General features: G+C 69.8%; 24 protein-coding genes and 3 pseudogenes. 14 read left to right on the top strand and 13 right to left on the bottom strand.

Annotated elements, in window-relative coordinates:
- Positions 1–14: 14 nt before the first annotated feature.
- A complete protein-coding gene (locus ACGFMM_RS32195) occupies positions 15–242 on the top strand; it encodes a Trm112 family protein (RefSeq protein ID WP_393650019.1) in 228 nt (75 codons plus the stop codon).
- Between the two features lie 4 nt (positions 243–246).
- On the opposite strand, the gene ACGFMM_RS32200 is transcribed toward ACGFMM_RS32195, so the two are convergent.
- Positions 247–612, bottom strand: coding sequence for a hypothetical protein (locus tag ACGFMM_RS32200; RefSeq protein ID WP_393650020.1), 366 nt, complete (start codon positions 610–612; stop codon positions 247–249).
- A gap of 146 nt (positions 613–758) precedes the next feature.
- On the opposite strand from ACGFMM_RS32200, the gene ACGFMM_RS32205 reads away from it, so the two are divergent.
- Complete coding sequence (locus ACGFMM_RS32205) at positions 759–1,976, top strand: RNA-guided endonuclease InsQ/TnpB family protein (protein ID WP_393650021.1); 1,218 nt, start codon at positions 759–761, stop codon at positions 1,974–1,976.
- A 3-nt stretch (positions 1,977–1,979) separates the two neighbouring features.
- Here ACGFMM_RS32205 and ACGFMM_RS32210 read toward each other — a convergent pair.
- Positions 1,980–2,327: pseudogene (locus ACGFMM_RS32210) on the bottom strand (bleomycin resistance protein); the annotation flags it as partial.
- 129 nt (positions 2,328–2,456) lie between these two features.
- Between ACGFMM_RS32210 and ACGFMM_RS32215 the strand changes: the two are divergent.
- Positions 2,457–3,023 carry a GNAT family N-acetyltransferase gene (locus ACGFMM_RS32215; protein ID WP_393650022.1) on the top strand — a complete coding sequence of 189 codons (567 nt, stop codon included), beginning with the start codon at positions 2,457–2,459 and terminating at the stop codon, positions 3,021–3,023.
- Positions 3,024–3,083: 60 nt separating this feature from the next.
- Here ACGFMM_RS32215 and ACGFMM_RS32220 read toward each other — a convergent pair whose 3' ends face one another.
- Positions 3,084–3,248 carry a hypothetical protein gene (locus ACGFMM_RS32220; protein ID WP_393650023.1) on the bottom strand — a complete coding sequence of 55 codons (165 nt, stop codon included), beginning with the start codon at positions 3,246–3,248 and terminating at the stop codon, positions 3,084–3,086.
- Positions 3,229–3,495, bottom strand: a pseudogene (locus ACGFMM_RS32225) (transposase); the annotation flags it as partial. The pseudogene ACGFMM_RS32225 and the gene ACGFMM_RS32220, both read right to left, overlap by 20 nt.
- 316 nt (positions 3,496–3,811) lie before the next feature.
- Between ACGFMM_RS32225 and ACGFMM_RS32230 the strand changes: the two are divergent.
- The 3 genes from ACGFMM_RS32230 (at position 3,812) to ACGFMM_RS32240 (ending at position 5,464) form a co-directional block, all read left to right on the top strand.
- On the top strand, positions 3,812–4,108 hold the full coding sequence (locus ACGFMM_RS32230; protein ID WP_393650024.1) for a hypothetical protein: 297 nt from the start codon (positions 3,812–3,814) through the stop codon (positions 4,106–4,108).
- A 249-nt stretch (positions 4,109–4,357) separates the two neighbouring features.
- The gene (locus tag ACGFMM_RS32235; protein ID WP_393650025.1) at positions 4,358–5,107 is read left to right on the top strand and encodes a transposase family protein; all 750 of its coding nucleotides are present in this window, start codon (positions 4,358–4,360) and stop codon (positions 5,105–5,107) included.
- Positions 5,108–5,221: 114 nt separating this feature from the next.
- Positions 5,222–5,464, top strand: coding sequence for a hypothetical protein (locus tag ACGFMM_RS32240; RefSeq protein ID WP_393650026.1), 243 nt, complete (start codon positions 5,222–5,224; stop codon positions 5,462–5,464).
- Positions 5,465–5,532: 68 nt separating this feature from the next.
- Here ACGFMM_RS32240 and ACGFMM_RS32245 read toward each other — a convergent pair whose 3' ends face one another.
- Positions 5,533–5,865, bottom strand: coding sequence for a hypothetical protein (locus ACGFMM_RS32245; RefSeq protein ID WP_393650027.1), 333 nt, complete (start codon positions 5,863–5,865; stop codon positions 5,533–5,535).
- A 54-nt stretch (positions 5,866–5,919) separates the two neighbouring features.
- Positions 5,920–6,258, bottom strand: coding sequence for an ArsR/SmtB family transcription factor (locus ACGFMM_RS32250; protein WP_393650028.1), 339 nt, complete (start codon positions 6,256–6,258; stop codon positions 5,920–5,922).
- A 101-nt stretch (positions 6,259–6,359) separates the two neighbouring features.
- Between ACGFMM_RS32250 and ACGFMM_RS32255 the strand changes: the two genes are divergently transcribed.
- The gene (locus ACGFMM_RS32255) at positions 6,360–7,361 is read left to right on the top strand and encodes a zinc-binding alcohol dehydrogenase family protein (RefSeq protein ID WP_393650029.1); all 1,002 of its coding nucleotides are present in this window, start codon (positions 6,360–6,362) and stop codon (positions 7,359–7,361) included.
- 44 nt (positions 7,362–7,405) lie between these two features.
- Here the strand turns inward: ACGFMM_RS32255 and ACGFMM_RS32260 are convergent, their stop codons facing one another.
- From ACGFMM_RS32260 to ACGFMM_RS32285, 6 genes are all read right to left on the bottom strand, one after another.
- A complete protein-coding gene (locus tag ACGFMM_RS32260; protein WP_393650030.1) occupies positions 7,406–7,606 on the bottom strand; it encodes a DUF5988 family protein in 201 nt (66 codons plus the stop codon).
- Positions 7,607–7,682: 76 nt separating this feature from the next.
- Positions 7,683–10,868, bottom strand: a complete 3,186-nt coding sequence (locus ACGFMM_RS32265) for a lantibiotic dehydratase (RefSeq protein ID WP_393650031.1) — start codon at positions 10,866–10,868, stop codon at positions 7,683–7,685.
- A complete protein-coding gene (locus tag ACGFMM_RS32270) occupies positions 10,865–12,256 on the bottom strand; it encodes a lanthionine synthetase C family protein (protein ID WP_393650032.1) in 1,392 nt (463 codons plus the stop codon). Before ACGFMM_RS32270 ends, ACGFMM_RS32265 begins: the two co-directional genes overlap by 4 nt.
- Before the next feature lie 49 nt (positions 12,257–12,305).
- On the bottom strand, positions 12,306–12,929 hold the full coding sequence (locus ACGFMM_RS32275; RefSeq protein WP_393650033.1) for a hypothetical protein: 624 nt from the start codon (positions 12,927–12,929) through the stop codon (positions 12,306–12,308).
- 116 nt (positions 12,930–13,045) lie between these two features.
- Positions 13,046–13,579 (bottom strand): chloramphenicol phosphotransferase CPT, encoded by a 534-nt coding sequence (gene cpt / locus ACGFMM_RS32280; RefSeq protein WP_393650034.1) that lies wholly within the window; start codon positions 13,577–13,579, stop codon positions 13,046–13,048.
- An 18-nt stretch (positions 13,580–13,597) separates the two neighbouring features.
- Positions 13,598–14,845: a hypothetical protein gene (locus ACGFMM_RS32285; protein ID WP_393650035.1), complete on the bottom strand. Its 1,248-nt coding sequence runs from the start codon at positions 14,843–14,845 to the stop codon at positions 13,598–13,600.
- Between the two features lie 136 nt (positions 14,846–14,981).
- Here ACGFMM_RS32285 and ACGFMM_RS32290 point away from each other — a divergent pair, with 136 nt between their 5' ends.
- The 3 genes from ACGFMM_RS32290 to ACGFMM_RS32300 all read left to right on the top strand — a co-directional run bounded on the left by ACGFMM_RS32290 (position 14,982) and on the right by ACGFMM_RS32300 (position 16,946).
- Complete coding sequence (locus ACGFMM_RS32290; RefSeq protein WP_393650036.1) at positions 14,982–16,046, top strand: hypothetical protein; 1,065 nt, start codon at positions 14,982–14,984, stop codon at positions 16,044–16,046.
- A 66-nt stretch (positions 16,047–16,112) separates the two neighbouring features.
- Positions 16,113–16,640, top strand: a complete 528-nt coding sequence (locus ACGFMM_RS32295) for a hypothetical protein (RefSeq protein WP_393650037.1) — start codon at positions 16,113–16,115, stop codon at positions 16,638–16,640.
- Between the two features lie 57 nt (positions 16,641–16,697).
- Positions 16,698–16,946 (top strand): hypothetical protein, encoded by a 249-nt coding sequence (locus ACGFMM_RS32300; RefSeq protein ID WP_393650109.1) that lies wholly within the window; start codon positions 16,698–16,700, stop codon positions 16,944–16,946.
- Here ACGFMM_RS32300 and ACGFMM_RS32305 read toward each other — a convergent pair.
- Entirely contained in the window at positions 16,943–17,257 is a 315-nt protein-coding gene (locus ACGFMM_RS32305; RefSeq protein ID WP_393650038.1) for a hypothetical protein, read from the bottom strand. The two genes, ACGFMM_RS32300 and ACGFMM_RS32305, sit on opposite strands and share 4 nt — an antisense overlap.
- A gap of 474 nt (positions 17,258–17,731) precedes the next feature.
- On the opposite strand from ACGFMM_RS32305, the gene ACGFMM_RS32310 reads away from it, so the two are divergent.
- The 4 genes and pseudogenes from ACGFMM_RS32310 to ACGFMM_RS32325 all read left to right on the top strand — a co-directional run bounded on the left by ACGFMM_RS32310 (position 17,732) and on the right by ACGFMM_RS32325 (position 20,261).
- Entirely contained in the window at positions 17,732–18,058 is a 327-nt protein-coding gene (locus ACGFMM_RS32310; RefSeq protein WP_393650039.1) for a hypothetical protein, read from the top strand.
- A 192-nt stretch (positions 18,059–18,250) separates the two neighbouring features.
- A pseudogene (locus tag ACGFMM_RS32315) lies at positions 18,251–18,415 on the top strand (IS701 family transposase); the annotation flags it as partial.
- A 113-nt stretch (positions 18,416–18,528) separates the two neighbouring features.
- Entirely contained in the window at positions 18,529–19,233 is a 705-nt protein-coding gene (locus tag ACGFMM_RS32320) for a 2-phosphosulfolactate phosphatase (RefSeq protein WP_393650104.1), read from the top strand.
- Between the two features lie 146 nt (positions 19,234–19,379).
- Positions 19,380–20,261 carry an AAA family ATPase gene (locus ACGFMM_RS32325; RefSeq protein WP_393650040.1) on the top strand — a complete coding sequence of 294 codons (882 nt, stop codon included), beginning with the start codon at positions 19,380–19,382 and terminating at the stop codon, positions 20,259–20,261.
- Positions 20,262–20,342: the final 81 nt, after the last annotated feature.

The raw sequence follows: 20,342 nt of genomic DNA on the forward strand, positions 1-20,342 counted from the left end.
CGAACGAGGCCGAAATGACCCCCGACGACCCCCTCCTGACCATCCTGGCCTGCCCTCTGGACAAAGGCCCTCTGACCCTGACGCCGGACCGGGAAGCCCTCTGCAACCCACGCCTGCACCTGCGCTACCCGATCGTCGACGGCATCCCGCAACTCCTCCCGAGTTCGGGCATCCGGATACCGGCGGACGAGGCCCAGGAGGTGAACGGGTCCCGGACCCCGGGCGAGGGCAGGCCCGACTGACGCCTCACCCCACCAGTTCCTCCAACCTCATGAGATCGTCCCGCAACGCAGCGCGCTCCGCGGGGGTGAGATCCACGGCGGCGGCCTGCGCGAGCAAGGCCGCCGCGGCCTCCTCGTCCCCAACGCGCAGCGCGACGTCCCCGCGCAGCACGAGCGCCCTGAACAGCTGTGCGGGCGTGGGAGGCTCCCCCTCGCCGTGAAGCACCCGATCGAGAATCCGCGCCGCTCCGTCGAGATCCTCCTTCGAGTCCGCGAGCAGCGCCGCGTGATGCAGGGCCTTGCCGACGGCGTCCTTGGGCGCGGCCCGATGGTGCAGATCCTGGCTGATCGGCTGCCCGATCCGGAGACAGTTCCCGCCCGGATCGGTCATCGGAAACCTCCGAGGAAACCCTGGCCTTCAGGCCGGGGAGGAATCGGACTCCTGCGGAGCAGGGCAGCGAGCGGGGTTTCGCCCCCTGGGCGAAAGACCGTGCTCTGACCCGCAGATTTGATCTTTACAGGCAGGCCAACTAGTTTGTGAGCGTGACCGCGACGTGTGTGAAGCGGGCGTTCAAGTACCGCTTCTATCCGACCGATGCGCAGGCGGCTGAGCTGTCGCGCACGTTCGGCTGTGTCCGCAAGGTCTACAACCTGGCACTGGCCGCCCGCACGCAGGCGTGGACGCGTCAGGAGCGGGTCAACTACAACCAGACCTCCGCAATGCTGACGGCGTGGAAGAAGACCGAGGAACTGGCATTCCTCAACGACGTCTCCTCCGTCCCGCTCCAACAGTGCCTGCGTCACCTCCAGGTGGCGTTCACCAACTTCTTCGGCAAGCGGGCCAAGTACCCGCGTTTCAAGTCGCGGAAGAAGTCCCGGAGGTCCGCCGAGTACACCACCAGCGGCTTCCGCTTCCGTGACGGGGAGCTGACGCTGGCGAAGATGACGCAGCCGCTGGACATCGCCTGGCACCGCCCGCTCCCGGACGGCGCGAAGCCGTCCACGGTGACCGTGTCCCAGGACGCGGCCGGACGCTGGTTCGTCTCCCTGCTGTGCGACGACCCCGGTATCAAGCCGCTTTTCTCCACGGGCACGGCCGTGGGCATCGACGTGGGCCTGAACCACCTTCTCACCCTCTCCACCGGGGAGAAGATCGCCAACCCCCGCAGCGAGCGGCGTGACCGTGCCCGGCTCGCCCTGGCCCAGCGCCGCCTGGCGAAGAAAGCCAAGGGCGAGGGCACCAACCGGGCCAAGGCCCGGCGCAAGGTCGCCAAGGTGTACGCCAGGATCACCGACCGACGCAGGGACCACCTGCACAAGCTGACCACTCGACTCGTGCGCGAAAACCAAACGCTCGTGATCGAGGACCTGACCGTACGCAATATGGTCAAGAACCGGAAACTCTCCCGCGCCATCAGCGACGCTGCGTGGTCGGATTTCCGGAGCATGCTGGAGTACAAAGCCCAGTGGTACGGGCGCGAGGTGATCGCCGTGGACCGGTGGTTCCCCTCGTCCAAGCTGTGCTCCACCTGCGGCACCCTGCAAGAGAAGATGCCGCTGAACGTCCGCACCTGGACGTGCGGCTGCGGGACGACCCACGACCGGGACGTGAACGCGGCGAAGAACCTTCTGGCCGCCGGACTGGCGGTTACAGCCTGTGGAGCTGGTGTAAGACCCCAACGGAGCACTCCGGGCGGGCAGTCGGCTGTGAAGCAGGAAGCTTCCCGGCGCGAGCCGAGAAGCCCCCGCCTTTAGACGGGGGAGTGTCACGAGGAACTGCCGCACCCCCGTACGTGGTGTCCTTGAGCGCCCCGATCCGCGGCAGCCCCCGCGTCGGCACCCGCCCATAGGCGGCCTTGAGCCCGCTGCGGAAGTCCGCATGCAAGGCGTCGACGTCGTCGGTCTGCACGAGACAGGCACTGTACGAGGAGGCCGGCTCGTAGCCCTTCATCCCGAAGAAGTGCAGCTGGATGCCACCGCGTTCGACGACGGCGTACGGATTGGGGCTCTTCTGCCGGAAGGTCACCTCGAAGCCGAGGGCGACGTAGAAGTCCAGGACGGGCTGGAGAGCGGACAAGGCAGCATCGGAATGGTCTTCTCACGCATGCGGCGACTCTAGTCAAACTTGACTAGAGTCGCAACGGCAGCCCGACGCCGACAGGAAACTCGGGCGACAAGCCATCCCTCCGCCACTACCGTCGCTGCCGAAAACGACACGACGGAAGCGGTGGGGCGATGAGCGACATGTGGACCGGCGAGCGGATCCGGCTGCGCGGCGTCGAGCCGGAGGACTGGGAGGGCTTCCGTGACCTCGCCCGGAACACCGTCGACGTCCGCAACGCCGACCTCGTCGAGCCGCCCCGCTCGGACGCGAGCTTCCGCGCCTGGACCGCCGAACGCGCCGGCCGCACGCCGGACAGCACGTCGTACCGCCTCGTGATCGAGGTCCTGGCCGACGGCTCGTTCGCCGGCTCGGTCACCGTCGGAGAGGCCGACCGCCGCGCCGGCCGCTTCAAAACGGGCATCGAGATCTCCCGCGACCACCGCCGCAAGGGCTACGCGGCCGAGGCAAGCGAACTGGTCCTCACGTACATGTTCGCCGAACAGCGCTACAACAAATGCGAAGTGGAGATCTACGCCTTCAACGAGCCCTCACTCGCCCTCTACCGCAAGCTGGGCTTCACACAGGAAGGCGTCCTCCGCCAGCACGAGTTCTTCGCCGGCGCACACCAGGACCTGGTCCTCCTCGGCCTCACCGCCGCCGAACACTGGTCCACCCACCACCTCCCGCACCTGGCCTGAGCACGGCACGGACGGCGCCCCTTCGCGAGCGGGCATAGGGCGTGTACCGAGTCGGGATCATCATCCGGCCCGGGTGAGGTCTTTGATCCAGATCATCGAGGCGCGCAGGTGGAGGCCGGCGAGGTAGCCGTCCGGGGTTTTGTCGTACCGGGTGGCGATGCCTCGCCAGGCCTTGAGCTTGTTGATCAGGCGCTCGACCGTGGTCCATGGACAGGTCCACCTCACGCCGCTTCGCGGCTTCCGTGATCAGGCCCTCCAGCAGGGCCTCGAAGACGCCGGCGTCACGCCACTGCGGGAAGCGGTTGTGGACGGTCGACCAGGCGCCGGAAGCCGTCGGGATCTCCCGCCACTGCCCGCCCGTCTTGAACCGCCAAATCACGCCCTCGAACTGCCGGCGCAGCCGCTCGGGGTACGGGCCGTACCCGCCAATCGGCAGATACGGCCCGATGAACTCCCACTCATCGTCCGTCAGTTGCGCTCACGTCACCCACGAGGATCTACCGGATCAGGCCTCGGAGCGAGGGCAAATTCCGCAGATTGACCACGGCTCGATACGTGCACAGTGGGCGCGGCCGCAAGTATTGATCGGAATTATGCGCCAAGTCGCCCGCCCGTGCGAGTGGGGCGTTCATGCGGACAAAGCTCGATGCGCTCCTGGCGCCTATCGCCGACCGCGAGCCGCACCTCCGACTCGCCGCCCAACAACCAGAATTTCCGGCCGCGTGTACTAGGATTCGCCTCTATCATCACTCGATCGACCATTGCTCACCCAATCGACAGGAGGCCCGATGATCGGCGTACTCGTGACTTTCACGCAGACCGACAAGTTCGATCGTTCAACTCTTGCAAAGATTGCCGGCGAACTCCGAGGACCGTTCGAAGGCATGGCGGGCCTTCGCCTTAAGAGCTTCATGCTTGACGAAGACGGCGTTCAGGCAAGGAACTTCTACGTGTGGGATGACGAGGAGAAAGCCCGTGCCTTCTTCACGGAGGAGCTCGTCGGCAAGGTGACGGGAATTTATGGCGTCCCGCCCAAAATCGAATACCTCGACATCGTGGGGTTCGTCGACAACTCTGGCACCTGATTCTCAAGGAGGCTGTCGCACAAACCCCTTCCGTCCAGGCCGTTTTGGGCCATCGGGGCATGCCACAGAGCTTCCTTACATGCGATCGAGACCAACCGCTGCTGCGGCCCTGCAGCCCCCTGACTGAGCGACTGAGCATTTTCAGCGTGGCCACTGATCAGGTGACGGGATTGGTAGCCGCAACGCACGAGGCTCCCGTGCTGTTGGGGGAGGTGTTCGAAGTCTCATCCCACAGGCACAGGAGCCGCGTTGGTTCCGTATTCTGCCGCACTCGACCTGCCTCACGCCCTGATCGAGTGGGTCACGATGCTCATCGTCACTCGCGAGGGTGACCGCCGCTGCAAGCTCCCGCCGCACCAGCGTGCGCTGGTCGGGCTGGTGTACCTGCGCCGGCACGACACCCTCGCGCAGATCGCGGCCGGCTTCGGCATATCTGTCTGCACCGCCCATGCCTACACCGCCTCGGTCATCCACCTGCTCGCCACCCGCGCGCCCGGCCTGTTGCGTGCCCTGCGCGAAGCCGACCCCGACTACGTCCTGCTCGACGGCACGCTCGCCGAGTGCGACCGGGTCGGTGACAGCCGCGCCGACTACTCCCACAAGCACCGCCGGCACGGAGTTAACGTGCAGGTGGTGACCGATCCAGCCGGGCGGCTGCTGTGGATCTCGCCCGCGCTGCCCGGCCGGGCCCACGACCTGACGGCGGCGCGCGGCCACCGGATCATCCGGATCTGCGAGCGCCAAGGTGTCCCAGTCCTCGCTGATCGGGCTTACATGGGAGCCGGATCGTGGGTGACGACACCCCTCAGACGCCCACCGGGCCGCGAGCTCACACCGACCCAGCAAACCGTCAACCGTGCGTTGTCCGCGGCGCGGGCACCGGTCGAGCGCGGCGTCGCACGACTGAAGTCCTGGCGCATCTTCCGCAGGTCCCGGTGCAGCCCGAATCGAATGACGTCAATCGCCGCGGCCGTCCTCACACTGGAGCGGCAACGCTGAAAATGCTCACTGGCTGCCCGAGGACCACCTCGCCTGGTTCGTGATCAAGGCGATCGAGCAGCTCCACCTCGTTTTCTACGGCACCTATCGGCCCTCGCTGACCTCTTCGGCCAGGTGCTCGACCTCTGCGCCGAGGCCGGCCTGGTCGAGATGGCGGTGCTCGCCGTCGACAGCTCGAAGTTCGAGGCCTCGGCCTCCAACCACGCCAGCCGAAGCTACAAGCAGATCACGAAGAACATCCTCGCGAAGGCGGGCCGGATCGACGCTACAGAGGACGAGCTCGACGACGATGCGCCGCCCGGGTACGACAAGACCCCGGACAGCTACCTCGCTGCCTCCACCTGCGCGCCTCGATGATCGCGCTGCCATCGCACTCTCTTCAAGAGTCCACACAACCCTTGATCATCTCGCGGTGGCCGCACGCGTCAGGCGTCGTAGTACTCGCCGTCGTCGCCCTGGACCCGCGCACCCAGCGTCTTCGCCACCTGGCACATCTTCGCGAGCAACACGTCGCACGGCCACTTGGCCGTGATCCTCCCGGCCCGCCAGTCCAGAGCTCCTCCGATCTCTGCGGCCTCCGGGCTCGTGACAAGTTCGGCAATCCATCGCGGTTCCACAAGCCAGCCGCCTTCGGGCATCGGAAACATCACCAGGTCGGGATCGGCAGCGACCACCGCCTCCCACTCCTGACTGCTGATGCCCGGTCCCTGCTCGTCCCACCAGTTCTCACGCCGCGTGATGTGCACGTCGTAGCCCATGACCAGGCACGGTAGACCACGGAACCGACAAGATCACGAAACCGCACTGGAGTGCTAGTCCCTGGCGTCCCCGCGCAGGACCAGGTCCAGCAGGCCCGGGAAGCGGGTGTCGAACTCGTTGCGGCGGAGGCGGTTGACGCGTTTGGGGCCCTGGTCGCGTTGTTCGACCAGGCCGGCCGCGCGGAGGACGGCGAAGTGGTGGCTGAGGGCCGCCTTGCCGACCGGGACGTCGAAGCTGCCGCAGGCGCGGGACCAGTCCTCGGAGCCGGCCAACTCGCGGACGAGGGTGAGGCGTACGGGGTCGGCGAGTGCGGCCAGGGCCGTGAGGACCGGGACGTCGTCGGGGTGGGTGTGCTCGGGGGCGGCTCGATGACTGGCTGCTGCGGCGGCCACGGGTCCTCCTGTTCAGGCGTCGGGGCTTGCCGAGTGTTCGATGCAGATCATACAGTCGAGAGTGTTCGCTTTTCATTGAACAGTCGAGCCGGAGGTCTGGCATGCGCGCGATCGAACTGGTGGAGCACGGCGGTCCCGAGGTCCTGAAGGCGGTGGAGACCGAGGCCCCCGAGCCCGGCCCGGGCCAGGTGAGCATCGACGTGGCGTACGCCGGGGTGAACTTCGCCGACGTGCTGGCGCGCGCCGACGGATACCGCGTCGAAGCGCTCCCGTACCGCCCCGGTCTGGAGGTCTCCGGGCGGGTGCGGGCGCTCGGCCCGGGCGTCACCGGGCTCGCCGTCGGCCAGGAGGTGACCGCCCTGACCGGCGGCGGCGGCGCCTACGCCGAGGTGGCCGTGGCGGAGGCGGTGACGGTGTTCCCGCTGCCGCCGGGCGTCGGCATGCGGACCGCCGCCACCCTCCCGACCGTGCTGCCCACGGCGTACGCCCTCGTGCACACGGTCGGCCGGCTGCAGGCCGGCGAGACCGTCCTGGTCCACGCCGCCGCGGGCGGAATCGGCACGGCCGTCGGCCAGTTGGCGAAGGCGGCGGGCGCCGCGGCGGTGTACGGGACCGTGTCGTCGCCCGCGAAGGCCGCGTACGCCCGCTCGTACGGCTACGACGACGTCCTCGTCGGCGACTTCAAGGAGGACGCCGCCGGGCTCGAAAAGGCGGTCCGCGAAACGACCGGCGGCCGTGGCGTCGACCTGGCCCTGGACCCCGTCGGCGGCGAGAGCCTCAAGGGGTCGCTCGCCGCGCTCGCCGTCTTCGGCCGCCTCGTCTCGTACGGGAACGCCGGCGCGGCCGAGCCGTGGCGGGTGGGTCAGCCGGACCTCGCCCCGACCGGCAACGCGGTCGGCGCCTTCTCCGTCCTGACCCTCGCCCGCACCGCACCCGACGCCCTGCGCGCACTCGCCGAGCGGGCCTTCGCGAAGGTCGCCGACGGCACGGTCACGCTCCCCGTCACCGCCGAGTTCGCCCTCGCCGACGCGGCGGAGGCACACCGGCTGATGAGCTCCCGAGCGAGCACCGGAAAGTTGCTGCTCAAGGTCGCCGCCGGCTGAGCGGCGACGGGCCGGGGCCGGCGCTGGGGCTGGGGCTGGGGCTGCTACTCGGCGATCTCCGTGCGTTCCCACCACTCGTACACCCGAAGGGTTCCTTCCTCGGTGTCCTGCCGGCGCGGGGTCTCCCTGAAGTGCTCGTATCCGCCGCGGTGCGGAATCTTCAGGTCCTCACCGGGGGTCTCGATCGGGGCGATCCGCTCGTGCAGGTCGTCCGGCCCGCCCTCCAGAAATGCCTTGTGCGTCATGACACCAGTGTCACCAACATCGACGCTCACCGCACCGCGACGAGCCCGCCGGCACCGCCGCCGGAAGGGTGGCGCGTCACGCTGAAGCCAGGGGCGCTCGGGCGAGGCCGGCTCGGGTGCGTCGCAGCAGCTCCAGGGCCAGCGCCTCGCTCGGCGCATCGGTTCCGAGAAGGCGGTTCGCGTGGAGGTGCACGTAGCTCTGACACAGTTCCTCGGCGGTCCTGCACAGCCCCCCGTCGAGGCGCAGTGCGGTGATGAGGTCGACTGCCGGCACGAGTGCCGAACCCCGGGCGGTAAGGAGCCGGGACACTTCGGCGCCGTCGCCGACGGGGCGCGGACCTCCCAGTGCCTGGCGGAGCGCGTCTTTCCGCATGCGGTACTCGGTGCCTCCGAGCCGTGAGACCGACGGCCCCCCGTAGGAGAAGCCCGCCCGTTCCTCCGCGGACAGACCCAGGTGCGCGAGCAGGTCGTCGATGCTGATCACCGCCAGCTCCAGGAGGTCCATGCCGAGGCTGCCCTCGGCGTGCGCCCGCAGCATGCCGGCGACGCTGGGGCTGTCGGCCATGAAGAGCGCCTCGGCGGCCGTCATCCCGCCTTCTCCTCCGTACCGCTCGACTTCACGGTCGTATGTCTCGAACGAGAAGCGCCGGCACAGACCGTCGACCCGCAGCCCGCCGGCCCAGGCACAGGCCTGTTCCATCAGAGGCCCCGTGAGCAGTGCCGGGTCGCCGTGGAAGCGGAGCCGCACGTGGCTCTCCGGGTCCGCATAGCGCACGAAGAACCAGCCGGCGCAGCGCCCCGACTCGACGGCGTACCGCCCGAAGTCGGACAGCGGGCCGGCGATCAGGTCCTCCTCCTGCTGGGGGTCGCAGTAGAGCTTCAGATACAGCCAGTCGCTGCCCGGCGGGCGCAGCCTCGCTTCGGGCTCGACGACGTGGACGACGGGAGACGGCCGGCTTGCGGCCGGCTCACCGGCCCGCCGCACGAGCGGTGCCACCAACTCGCACATGTGGCCGCCGTCCGGCCCCGGCAGCCAGGCGTGTTCCGGTCCCGGCAGGGCTTCTTGGAGCAGTACGGTCCGGGCGGCCCCGCCCGCGCGCAGCTCCTCGTGGAGGAGTTCGACGTCCTGTGCGTCGTCGAGGTCGAGCAGCAGGCGGTTGTCGGCGACTGCCAGGTAGACGTGGCGGGGCACCTCCCATACGACCCGCCACCGCGTCAGTGCCGCCGCGAACGCGTCGTCCCGGTCGGGCCCGATGACCTCGGCCGGGTCGAGCCGCCATTGCGCGAGAGCCACGACGGTGCGGCCCCGCTGCACCCGGGGCAGGTAGGTGAGGCCCGCCGCCGGCCCCCAGGAGAACGGGGCGAAGCGGCAGCGGCCCTCCTGGGCGACCTCGAGCAGGAAGCGGACGGCGGCGGGCGCCCTGGCGGTGTTGAGCATGTGTCCCTGGACCGCGACGACCTCTGCTCCGCCCGAAGGCCAGCTGACCACGAAGCGCCCGGCCCGCCGGCCGACGACGAGTTCGCTCAGCGGTATCGCAGCGTCGTCAGGTACGCCGGGCCACGTGTCGACCACGATCTCATGTCGGCGGATCGGTGGCGTCAGCGCCACGTTCGCGGAGCGGGGCGGGTCGGGTGCGTAGATCACTTCGGCGAGAAGCCTGCCGGGCTCGAACGTCTGCTCGATCCGCGCGAGCTCCTCCAGAGCCGCATGCGCGGGCGGTCCCAGGAGCCCCGCGAAGCGTCCCAGCGTCCGGCCCGCGGCCGAGGCACCGAGAGTCGGACCGACCACGAGCTGGAACTCCCCTCTGTCGATGGCCTCCGCGGAGCCGGCCGCCAGGAGGAACGACAGGTCCAAAGAGGGCGGGAGGCGATCGGGCTCGGTGTCGGTGTCGGACGGAGCCAGCCGGGCGAGGAGCTCGTCATCGAGCTCGACAGCGGTGCGGCGCTCCCGGTTCGCCTCCAGCGCGAGGTTGAGCAGCACGTGTTCGCGTGAGTCCTGGCCGTTCGCGCCTCCCGTGCTCGCACCGTGGCCGGAGGGCGGGCCCAGGCCCACGGAGGGGTCGAGGAGTTCCAGCAGGGGTACCTGACCGTGCGTCCCGTAACGGCCTTCGAAGGCCCTGCCGTACTCCTCCATCCGCAGCGCCCCGTCGGAGGGGCGGCTCAGGCGCAGGAGCAGGTCGGCGGCCGCTGCTGCCTCGGTCCCCACCGACGCGTGCACTCCCGTGGCCGTGAGGGAGAGAGCCGTGTCGGTCTGCAGGCGTTTCGCGCTGCCCGGGGCGGGGCCGCTGCCGCTCCCCGTACCGTTGCCGCGATCCGTACCGTCGGCCCGGTCGGTGCCCTTTGCGTCGGGGAGTATCTCCGCCATCTCCCCCATCCGGTCTAGCAGGGACGGCAGGTGCTTCCCCTTCCGGTCGAGAGGCAGCTCGTCCCATCGCGCGAACTCCTCCAGCAGTCGCGCCAGCTCATCGGCGACGGCCAGCGCTCGGCGGGATCCGGCGGCCTCCAAAGTGGTGCGCAACCGCGTCACCGGATCGCCTCCGGTCGGCGCCGGGGACGACTCCGGGATCAGGAAGCCCTGTTCCGTCAGCCCGTCGACCAGCCGATCGGCCCTGTCGGGTGTCGCACCGGGGATGCCCCCTACCGCCTCCCGCAGGTCGGCCCGCGCAGTGGCCCGGCGCGCCATGGTGAGCACACTCCGCACGGCAGAGGTGGCGCGAACGGAGGTCCCCGCACCAGGGCCGCCATCCGGAAGGAAGGCCCGTCCGCTGCGCACGAGGATGCCCGGCGCGGCCCTGAGGCGCAGGCGCGGACCGATGTCCGGGTCGCTGCGGAGCGCCTCGGCCACGTCATGCACCCATCCCATGTCGGCCCGTGAATGCGTGCGTGACTCGGCCGGGGTGATCGCGACGTCGGTGGCCGGCGCCCATCGTGCCAGGCCGACCCCGGCGAACAGGCCAAAGGGCGTCGGCCTGGTGGACATCCTGATCGCGTAACGCCTGAGCTTGTGCGCCAGCCGTGGTGCGGGGCGGTCCAGCGGACCGGTCCGTTCCCACGCGGCGGCCAGATCCGGACTCGCCACCCGAATGGCGAGGTCGAGCAGCGGATCGGGCGGGAACGAGGAGGAGTCCGAGAGGGCCGAGCGAGCAGAGGGGCGCGCGTCGGCCGGGAGGAGCGGGGCCCGCAGCAGTGCCCATCCGAGCGGCTCGTACCGCGCGGGCCGCTGGTCCCGGCCGCGCCCATGCGTGCGAGGGGTTCCGGTCATGACAGAAGGAACATCCGGTCCCAAGCCGGCTCGACGCCGGCAGCGGCAGCCATGAGGACCATGGCGACACCGGCGGCGCCGCTCAGCAGCCCGGCGCGGTCCACAGGGGCTTCCCCGGCCTCCAAGGAGGCGTATCCGAAGGGTAGTTCCGGGTCGTAGGCGACGAGAAGCTGATCGACGAGTGCGGTGACGGCGTCGTCGAGAGGGCGTGAGGCGGTGTCCCGGGCGAACCGCAGGACGACGTTGAGCAGCCCTGCCACGCCGTGGCAGTAGGTGGGAGAGCTGAGATATCGCCGTTCGACGGGGCGTCGCAGCACGCTCATCACGCCTTCGACCGCCGAGCGGCGCAGTTCGTCGTCGTCCAGAGCCTCTCCGGCGAGCCACAGGGAACGAGCGACCCCGGGGTTTCCGTAGCACCATGCGCCTCGCGTCGCGACGGAGGTTCGCAGGGACGCGGCCCGGCCGTCCGATGTGAGCGGAATGGCGTCGGGCCAGCTCCCTCCCCACGCGTCGTCGACCCGCTGTGCCAGCAGCCATCGGGCGAGAGCACGCACCGCCTCGACCTGACCGGGAACCTCGTGGCCGGCGCTCAGGGCGAGGGACAGCACCGCCAGTGGCCCGGGTATGCCGTGTGCCAGACCGCAGTTGATCTGTCCTGACGGGTATGCGCGGCGCAGAGGCTCGGTGGCCAGCAGCTCCGGCGGGGTGGCCCATCGAGGTGCGCCGTGGGCGTCCGGCTCGGAGCGGCGGACCAGGCCGGTCAGAATCGGCGGAAGCGACCCGAACGCATCGCGCCTCAGCAAGTAGGCGGCCACGCCGCTCGCCCCGTAGATCGTGTCGAACGCGCTCGTCGGCATGCCGTCCACGCCCACGCCCACGTCCACGTCCACGTCCACGTCCACATCCACGTCCAGCCTCGCCGCTGCAGCTGCCGCCTGTGGGACGAGCATCTCGTCCACGGCCCCGAGCATGCGCTGATAGCGGACGCCGTTCCGGCTCAGCGAGTCGACCGCGAAGGCGAAACCGCTGAGCCCGTCGAAGAGTCCGGGGTGCGTCGGCCCTCCGTGGCCCAGGGCATCCGCCCCCTCGGCGAGGAATCCGTGGCCGATCGCGTCCCAACCCTCCCCCGGGAGGCACTGATCGAGATAGGAGCACATCAGCGCGATGCCGGCGCTGCCCCCCGAGAGCCCCCACGGGCTCCAGCGAACCGACTCCGGATAGCGCGTCTGCCTGCGGGCCCGCGGCAGCGACTGAGCGATGAGATTCCGGTCGGCGGCGCGTATGGCGACATCGCGCGCGACGAACAGGGCCGCGCTCCGCCGAGGTGCGTCGAGGCTGCTGGGCCAGGACGTGGGATGCCCCCGATGGCGTGTGCTGGACTCCGGCATCTGGCCTCCCAGAGGCTGATCAGGATGGTGTGACCGGCGCCAGGCGGCCTCAACAGCGCGGACTGCAGGCCGTCTCGATGCAGCTCAGGGTCCTGTCGTAGTCCTCGGTCGGAAGGCACCCTCCGCACGTCGTCGCCTCGCAGGTGTCGACACAGGAACCCAGGGTGTCGTAACAGGTGCAGGTCCAGAACTGCTGCGAATGACACTCGAACATGTAGTCGGTGTTCGTCCATTGGTCATGCTGGCACTTCCACGTGCGCAGGCCGTCGTCGTCCGCCCGGTAACGCGGCGAGGGACGGCTTCGCGGGGGGCGCCGACGCCGGAGGTCCAGATCGAACTCGTCCGGCGGACGTACCGACGCGCTCTGTGTGTACGAGATCTCGGCGCCCTTCCGCAACGTGACCTGCGTGGCCTCCGTGCCGGGGAACGGCGCCTTCTCGGCAGGAATCCGTGCACTGTCCAGGACGTCGTCGACGGAGAACTCGACGAAGTAGTCGAGCTTCGTCGTGAGATAGAGCCTTCGGCGGCCAGGTCGATCGCTGTCGCCCAGGAACCCGTGCACCGTCAACCCCGCTTCGGGCGGCCTCGAAGGCTCGGGGCGGAGTCTTTCGACGAGTGGGTCCTGGGGCCCTTCGACGTCTCGGCGACCGCTCTTGTCCTCAGGGTCGGTCATGGCGTGCTCCCCACGCGATCGGACAGACCCATTTTCCCCCGGGCTCACGACACATGCCAACAGACGCTTCGCTGCTGGGGGTGGTCGAGACGCCCGGGGCCGTCCTCAGTGCGTACTCAGGCGACCCGGGCGGCGATGGTGCGGGCGCAGTCGAGGGACTCGACGTGCGTCGTGTCCACCTCCAGGTCGTAGGACACGCCCTCGTGGACCAGGTCCGCCTGTGTCGCGGCCATGCCCGGGGTGCGGTCGCCGCGCGCGAGCTCGCGGCCGGCGGCGACCTCGCTGTCGCACCTGACGCCCACCCACAGGACGGGCAGGTCGCCGAGGGCCTTCAGCCAGCGCTGCTGGGAGGCCGCGCCGCCGAGGAAGACGTCGTCGATGACGATCTTCGCGCCTGCCCGGGCCATCGCCACGATGCCCTCCGTCCAGGCCGCCTCCAGCTCCCGGAACTCCGCGCCGACGCTCACCCCGCCGTCCGCCGCGAAGACGATGCCGTCGTCCGACGTCTGCATGCGGGCGGGGAGGGCGTCGACGAACGCGTCGCAGCCGAACGCCAGCCACTGCCCGGGCAGTTCTGCCTGGAGGCAGCGCACGATGCCGGACTTCCCGGAGCTGGAACCGCCGTTGAGAATGATCATGCGAGTCGTCATCGTGACACTGTACGGCCCTTAGCGCAGCTCCACCGTGATGCCCAGCCGCTCCAGGAAGCCCACGACCGCGTCGAAGTAGTTCAGTTCGCCGTCCGTGTCCTCGCTCACGTCGGCCAGGGCGCGGCGGGCCACGTCCGCGTCGTGCCAGACGAGGGTGAAGGGCGGGCAGTGGATCTCGCCCCCGCACTGGCAGCCGCGCAGCGCGCTCCAGCACTGGTGCCAGGTGCGCCCCGGTCCGCCGATCGCCTCGCCGAGCGCGCAGTGCAGGCCCGGGACGTCGGTGATGTACCGCCCGTCCATCTCGCAGACCGCGCCGGGCTCCTCGGGACCGAGGCACGTCTCCGCGAACCCCAGCCACGCCGCGCGCCCCGCCGTGGGGAAGCGCGCCCACGTGCTGCGTTCCCGGGGCCGGCCCTCGTGCCAGGCCTCCCACACCGGCCGGGCCTCGAGCGGAGGCAGCACGCGGCGGAACAACCCGCGCTTGAGTGTCACATCGATCAGTGCTCCGCCCATGGCCGAGGGGCGGCATTCGTCGACGTCCACGTTGATGTGCTCCTGGACCGCGGTCGGCCGGCCCGTCCGGTCGATCAGCCAGAGTTGCAGGCTGTCGCCCCCGTGGCGCGCCTGGACCAGGCGACGCAGCAGGTGCGGCGAGGGTTCGCAGCCGATGAGCCGTACGGGCGGACGGTCCGGGCCCGGACGGTCCCGGTACAGACCCTCCACCCGTCCGCAACGCCCCAGCGGGAGGCCGCTGGTGCCGTTCAGCAGGCCGACGTCCGCGCGGGCGGGCTCCTTGTGGGACGGCCTCGGTGCGCCGGTCACGATGCACTCGACGACGAGGTCGAGGAGTGCGGGGTCTGCGGGGTCTGCGCTGGCCTCCGTGCTCGGCCTGCTGTCGACGATCACGACGTCCTCGAACTCGCAGTACGCGTAGTCGTACTCGTACTCGTCCTCGGCGTCGAGGTCGTTCACCATCAGGTTGAGGTCGCCGAACGGAACCGGCCGGCCCTCCGCGCACCGCTCCGCCGCCTTCCGCAGTCGACCGGTCGGCGCGCAGTCCTTCAGGGTCAGACGTTCCCGGTAATCGGCACGGTCCTGGAACAGCCCCTCGACGTCGACGCACCGCGCCCACACCGTCTGCTCCCCGTCCCACTCCTCGCTGATCAGTGCATAGCGCAGCGGCAGATCACGCTGCCAGACCACCTCGCTCAGCGGTTGGAACTCTTCCTCGCCCCGGCCCTCGCCCTGACCTTCGCCCTCGTTCACAGCGCGACACCCCCTCTGACCTCCGTCGTCCCCGCCGCGATCATCGATCATAGGCTCCGGCCCTAGGCCCCGGTCCCGCCCGTCCTACGTCTCCGGTCCGTTACGGCACCGGCCCCGCCCCGCCTACCGTCGCCCCATGGACACGAGTGACGGCAAGACCATCGCCCCACGCATCACCGCCTACGCGACAGGCACGCTCGACGAGGCGCTCCAACGGCTGCACGGCTTCGGCCCCGAGCGGCTCGGCCGGCTGACGAATCACGCGCCGATGGCCGTGGAGGCCCTGGCCGCCCGGGGCCAGGCTCCCGGCGTGCACCGGTGGCTCGACCTGTACGCAGGCAAGCTTGAGGACTTCCCGTCCCGCGTCGAGCCGATCAACGCCGCCGACCGGCGCGGCGCGCTCGGGGACCCGCGGCGCGCGGCCGACTGGATCGACCACTTCACCCGCGCACTCGCCGTACGCCCCTGGCGCGACGTGCTCGCCGAGTGGTGGCCGCGGCTGCTGCCCGGCATGTACGGCGGGTCCACGCACCCCGTGATCCGCGTCGGCCACGCCGTACGCACCCTGCTCGCCGGCGAGCACACCGAGGCGCGCCTGACCGAGCTCGCGCACAGCCTCGGCTACTGGGCCGCCCGCCACCACCCCGTCTCCGTACACCGCTCGGCCCTGCCGTACGGGGTCGGCACCGCCCCCGCGGCCGTCGCCCTCGACGCGGTCGTGCCCATCGCCGAGCGGGACGGCGGCTTCCCGACCCGGCTCGGCCGCGTCGCCGAACTGCCGGTGTGGGCGGACGCGGTCACCGACCCCGAGACCGTACGGGCGCGCCTCGCCGAGCTCGTCCGCGCGGCTACGCACCGGTACGCCACTCATGGCCACGGCGAGGAGACGATGCTGGTCCACGCGGCGACCGCGCCGAACGCCGTGCTGCGTACCCTGCCCGCGCTCCCCCACGAGCTGTGGGCGCCGAGCCTGCAGGCCGCCTGGACGGCGTCCGCAGCCGTCACGGCGATGTACGCACCCGACGAGCCGGTCCCGTACGTCCCGCCCGGCACGATCACCCCGGAGGAGGTGGCTGAACGCGCCCTGGCCCACGGCGACGAGCACGTCATCAAGCTCACCGACACCGCGCTCGACTTCGCCGACGAACCCGCCCTCGCGGCGGCCCTGCGCGCCATCGAGATCAGCGCCCCGCTGCGGTAGTCCACTCCGACCGGCGGAACGAGAATTCGCTCGACCGGCGGCCGGTCGCGCCGCGATCATGCATGGATGAATCCGGTCGAGTCGGCAGCCCTTCGTCTCCAGGACCTCGCCGTGCTGTGGAGCGTGGGCGAGTGCCGCGCCGCCGACGTCGTCGACGCGGCCTGCGACGCGCTGGTGGCCGGACTCGACAGCCCGGGGCTGCGGGTCCTGGCCGCCTGCACCCGTGCAGAGGCGGATTACGACGTGCACGATCTGCTGCCGCCGGCACTCGACGAACTCGGGCTCGTCCACTATCCGTTCGGGGACGAGGACTCCGCCCCGGAGGCCGCCGCGCGGGCGTTGGCACGCCGGATGCTGGCCGGTGAGTCGACGCCTCGGGAGTTCGCGCGGCGCGTCCACGCGCGCTACGGGCACGGCCCGGCCCTGACCGAGCGGGTCGCCGAGCTCGACGACGAGTACGACGTCGTCGAGTACGGCAACGGGACGGCGGCCGACATCGACGCCGAGGTCATCGCCGAGGCCCGACGGCTGGCGGCAGTGGGAGTCCGCGGCTCTCAGTCCGACGGTTCAGGCGACCTGGCCGATCGAGCCTGACGTGCCGTTCTCGACGTGGAGCCTGGCCAAGCCGGCCGACTTCCTTGTCGCCGAGGGGTGGTCGACGACATCAGCCACGAGGGACTGCGGGTCCTGCTCCGCGAGGGGCGTCACGCCGTCTTCGTCTACAGCTCACGCGCGTACGCCACGACCGGGGTGCTGGACTTCGCCGAGGGGGCCAAGTTGTCCGAGGCGATGATGAGCGACCTCCTCAACGGCCTCCCCCACTCGACCTACGTGGTGGTCAACAACGAAGGACCCCATCCGGTGCAGATCTCCGCGTCAGCGCTGCTGGCCTACGGCTAGGGCCCGTCGGGAAAGTCGGTCTTGGCCGTGAAATGATCACGCGTTTCCGGCATTCCGGGGGAGGACGCCTCCCCGCACGCGGCGCAGTAGTGGGTGGCGGCGGTGCCGGCCTCGGCGGCACGGTCCACGGCGGCCCGCGCCTTCCGCGCGTCCCGGTTCTCGCTTCGGACGATGGCGATCGTGCCGACGAAGAGGAGCACCGCGACGACGGCCCCGACCGCCGTGAGCCAGGGCCAGCCCCGCTCGTCGGCGTAGTACTTGCCCGCAGCCCCGGCCACGAACGCGATCACGGTTCCCTCGGCGAAGTGCATGCACCCGCTTGTCTCGGTCGCGTTGGCGACCGCCACGGTGTCTGCCGCTCCGCACTGGGGACACACCGCTGGCCCGTTCACCGTCCCGCTGTCCACTCCATTCGTCATGGCCCCATCATGACGCCCCCCTGCGTGTCCACGCCAACCGGCCCGGGGCGGGGAGGACTGGGCGAGGCGGCCCGGAGCCGGGCGGGTGCCCGATGTTTCCGGCCGGCCGACGGGCTGACTCGGTCGGTGGGCGGGACAAGGTGCCCGCCGGCCGCGCGTAGGTCCTGCGGTGCGGCAACAGCCGATGGACGGCATGCGCGGGCGAACCCGAGGCCGGCGCCGAAGCGAGAGTTCAGGCGGTCCTGCACGAGGCTAGTTGCATTGCCCACAGAGGTTGGTACTCCAGCTGTAGATCCTGATCTTGCTGGCTATGGCTGAGTACTCCCGTCGTCGCGGTCAGTCAGCCGTCCCAGCTACCCTCCGCCCATGGAGCAAGACCACCCCCTCGTTCGCGACGTCTTCCCAGATCTCATCGCCGAGCTGACTGCCCTCCTGGAGGATGAAGGAGAACGTGAGCTGGCGCTCTGCGCGTGGGATCTGCGTCTGGTTGACGAGTGCAGCTGCGGCGATGACTTTTGCCAGAGCATCCGGACGGCAGATCATCCGAAGGGGCAGCCGTATGGCGCGGGCCATCGGTGCGTGCCTCTCTTGCCCTCGAAAGGCATGCTGATCCTGGACGTCGCGGACGGCCGGATCATGTACATCGAGATACTCGATCGGCCACCCATGCACCGTCAGGGTGCACAGCCGTGACGTTCGCCCGAGCGGAACACGAGGTGCGGGCTCGGGCTTGCTAATTCGCGTGCTCGGGCCTACTGATTGGGCCTGGTTCGGGTGCGGGTAGGCCACTGTTGATCATCGTGACGTGTGTGGAGTAACGATGAGACGGTGGCCGCAGATCACCGTATAGATCCCGCTCGTCGGCGCGAGGCGTTCGAGGTGGCCATGGGCCGTATCGCGGGATGGTTCGCCCGGGTCGAACCTCGGCGCCGGGCCGTGCGGTTGGTGCTGGGGTTGCTGTCGGACCTGCCGCGCAAGAACTGCTGGACGATCGCGGAGTGGGCCGGGGAAGCGAGCCCGCACGGCCTGCAGCATCTGCTTTGCCGGGCCTCTTGACAGTCCTCAACAAGCCGACCTGCGCGCGGGTTTACCTGTTCCACGGCAGACTGGTCGAACGCAACGGGACGCAAGCGGCCTGAGTAGACTTCGCCGGCATGATCGGAATGGATGCTCGTTTCGTCGGAATCGCTGAGCTGGTCGAGGCCCCGCCCGTGGCGGTCGTGGTCGACGTCATGCGTGCTTTCACCGTAGCTGCCTGGGCCTTTGCCCAGGGGGCGGAAAAGATCGTTCTCTCCGAATCGCTGGACGACGCCCTGGCGCTGAAGACCCGCCACCCGGATTGGGTGGCACTCAAAGACGGTCCGCCCTCGGCTGGGTTCGACATGGTCAACTCGCCGGGCCTGCTGCGGGATGCTGACCTTCGCGGACGGACCGTTGTGCAGAAGACCACCGCAGGGACGGTCGGCGCCCTTGCGGTCAAGGATGCACCGCTCGTGCTGTGCGCCAGCTTCGTAGTGGCGGAGGCAACCGTTCGGCTGTTGAAGGCACACAAGAGTGACAGCGTCACGTTCGTGATCACCGGCGAAGACGGACAGGCCGATGAAGACTTGGCGTGCGCTGAATACATCGCTTGCAGGTCGACCGACGCCGAGGCGGATGCTTCTGCGTTCCTCCACCGAGCCGCCGAGTCGCGCGCCGCTGCCGAGCTTGCTGAAGGCGTGCGTCAGGGAGCGCATCCTGACGACGTTCCACTCTGCCTTGAGCTCGACCGGTTTCCCTTTGCCATGGTGGCAGCCCTGGAAGACTCGCTCATGGTCCTGCGTCCGTGCGCTGTACCTACGCAGACCGACGACCCTGCGATCCGATAAGCGAGGAGAGGCAACATCTGGTCGGGCATCCGTCAGCGGGCATGTCTCATCGCCACCGCCACCGCTGCCCTCAGCCGCCGTCCACCGTCCACCGTCCACGGCCAACGATCAGGGCGGGCGGCCGCCGCACCCGGCAGGATGGGCCCGTGCCGAAGAACCCCCCGGAATCGATGCAGCATCACTTGCGCCAGCGTCTGAACCGCTACGCCCGCGAGTGCTGGCCCCACGTGGACGCCATCACGGTCTGCTTCCGCACAGGATTCGCCTACGTGGCAGCCGAGTTGCCCGGCGAGAAGAGCCTGCCGCTGTGCCGACTTCGCTTCGCCGGCGCATTGCACACCTGGAGCTTCGCCCTCTATCTGGCCAGCAACGACAGTTACCGGGACAACATCCTGCCCAGCGGACTGCCGGCCGGCTCCCCGGAGGAAGCCCTCGACTGCGCAGGCGGCTTCTACCTCGACACTCTCGCGCCGGCCATCCGGGTGCCGACAGGACTCGTCGTCCTCGTCGGCCCACCAGCCTCGGGCAAGACCAGCTTCGTTCGGGCACTGATCGCACGCCGGCAGATCGACGAGGAAGCCGTGGTCTCCAGCGACGAGATCCGCGCGGAGCTTTTCGGCACCTCACCCGCACAAGCAGAATCCGACGCGGCGGCGGACGCACGGATCTTCGAGGAACGGGACCGCAGGATCGTCGCCAGGCTCGCCACCGGACACAGCGCCGTCGCCGAGTCAACGAACGTCACGCCGCAGGCACGCGCACGACTCATCGCCATCGCCAGGCGCTTCAACGCCCCGGTGACCATGCTGCGATTCAACCCGGACGTCACCGACCTCCTCCAGCAGTTCACCGAGCGAGGCCGCACGGACCTCACCGCCGAGGACATCCGCACCTACGCCGCCATCATGACCCGGGGCGCCAGCGCCGACCAGCTCCGCTCCGAAGGCGCAACCACCGTCCACGATGTCCCCGGACGCCGCCAAGCGACCACGCCCGCTGAAGCCGCCGCACACTTCTCATTCGCCTGACACATCCGACGTGTCCAGACCAGCACTCCAACACCCCTCCACGAACTTCCGCGGAGCAGCACCAGTGCCTCGGTATCGCGG

Origin of the sequence: Streptomyces sp. NPDC048604, assembly GCF_043199435.1 — a bacterium.
Taxonomy (GTDB): Bacteria; Actinomycetota; Actinomycetes; order Streptomycetales; family Streptomycetaceae; genus Streptomyces.

Coding starts and splice junctions, on each gene's coding strand:
- cpt (WP_393650034.1), bottom strand. CDS start 13,579: ATGACGACTCGCATGATCATTCTCAACGGCGGTTCCAGCTCCGGGAAG.
- ACGFMM_RS32245 (WP_393650027.1), bottom strand. CDS start 5,865: ATGGGCTACGACGTGCACATCACGCGGCGTGAGAACTGGTGGGACGAG.
- ACGFMM_RS32195 (WP_393650019.1), top strand. CDS start 15: ATGACCCCCGACGACCCCCTCCTGACCATCCTGGCCTGCCCTCTGGAC.
- ACGFMM_RS32275 (WP_393650033.1), bottom strand. CDS start 12,929: ATGACCGACCCTGAGGACAAGAGCGGTCGCCGAGACGTCGAAGGGCCC.
- ACGFMM_RS32290 (WP_393650036.1), top strand. CDS start 14,982: ATGGACACGAGTGACGGCAAGACCATCGCCCCACGCATCACCGCCTAC.
- ACGFMM_RS32270 (WP_393650032.1), bottom strand. CDS start 12,256: ATGCCGGAGTCCAGCACACGCCATCGGGGGCATCCCACGTCCTGGCCC.
- ACGFMM_RS32215 (WP_393650022.1), top strand. CDS start 2,457: ATGAGCGACATGTGGACCGGCGAGCGGATCCGGCTGCGCGGCGTCGAG.
- ACGFMM_RS32200 (WP_393650020.1), bottom strand. CDS start 612: ATGACCGATCCGGGCGGGAACTGTCTCCGGATCGGGCAGCCGATCAGC.
- ACGFMM_RS32255 (WP_393650029.1), top strand. CDS start 6,360: ATGCGCGCGATCGAACTGGTGGAGCACGGCGGTCCCGAGGTCCTGAAG.
- ACGFMM_RS32295 (WP_393650037.1), top strand. CDS start 16,113: ATGAATCCGGTCGAGTCGGCAGCCCTTCGTCTCCAGGACCTCGCCGTG.
- ACGFMM_RS32260 (WP_393650030.1), bottom strand. CDS start 7,606: ATGACGCACAAGGCATTTCTGGAGGGCGGGCCGGACGACCTGCACGAG.
- ACGFMM_RS32310 (WP_393650039.1), top strand. CDS start 17,732: ATGGAGCAAGACCACCCCCTCGTTCGCGACGTCTTCCCAGATCTCATC.
- ACGFMM_RS32320 (WP_393650104.1), top strand. CDS start 18,529: ATGGATGCTCGTTTCGTCGGAATCGCTGAGCTGGTCGAGGCCCCGCCC.
- ACGFMM_RS32230 (WP_393650024.1), top strand. CDS start 3,812: ATGATCGGCGTACTCGTGACTTTCACGCAGACCGACAAGTTCGATCGT.
- ACGFMM_RS32305 (WP_393650038.1), bottom strand. CDS start 17,257: ATGCACTTCGCCGAGGGAACCGTGATCGCGTTCGTGGCCGGGGCTGCG.
- ACGFMM_RS32265 (WP_393650031.1), bottom strand. CDS start 10,868: ATGACCGGAACCCCTCGCACGCATGGGCGCGGCCGGGACCAGCGGCCC.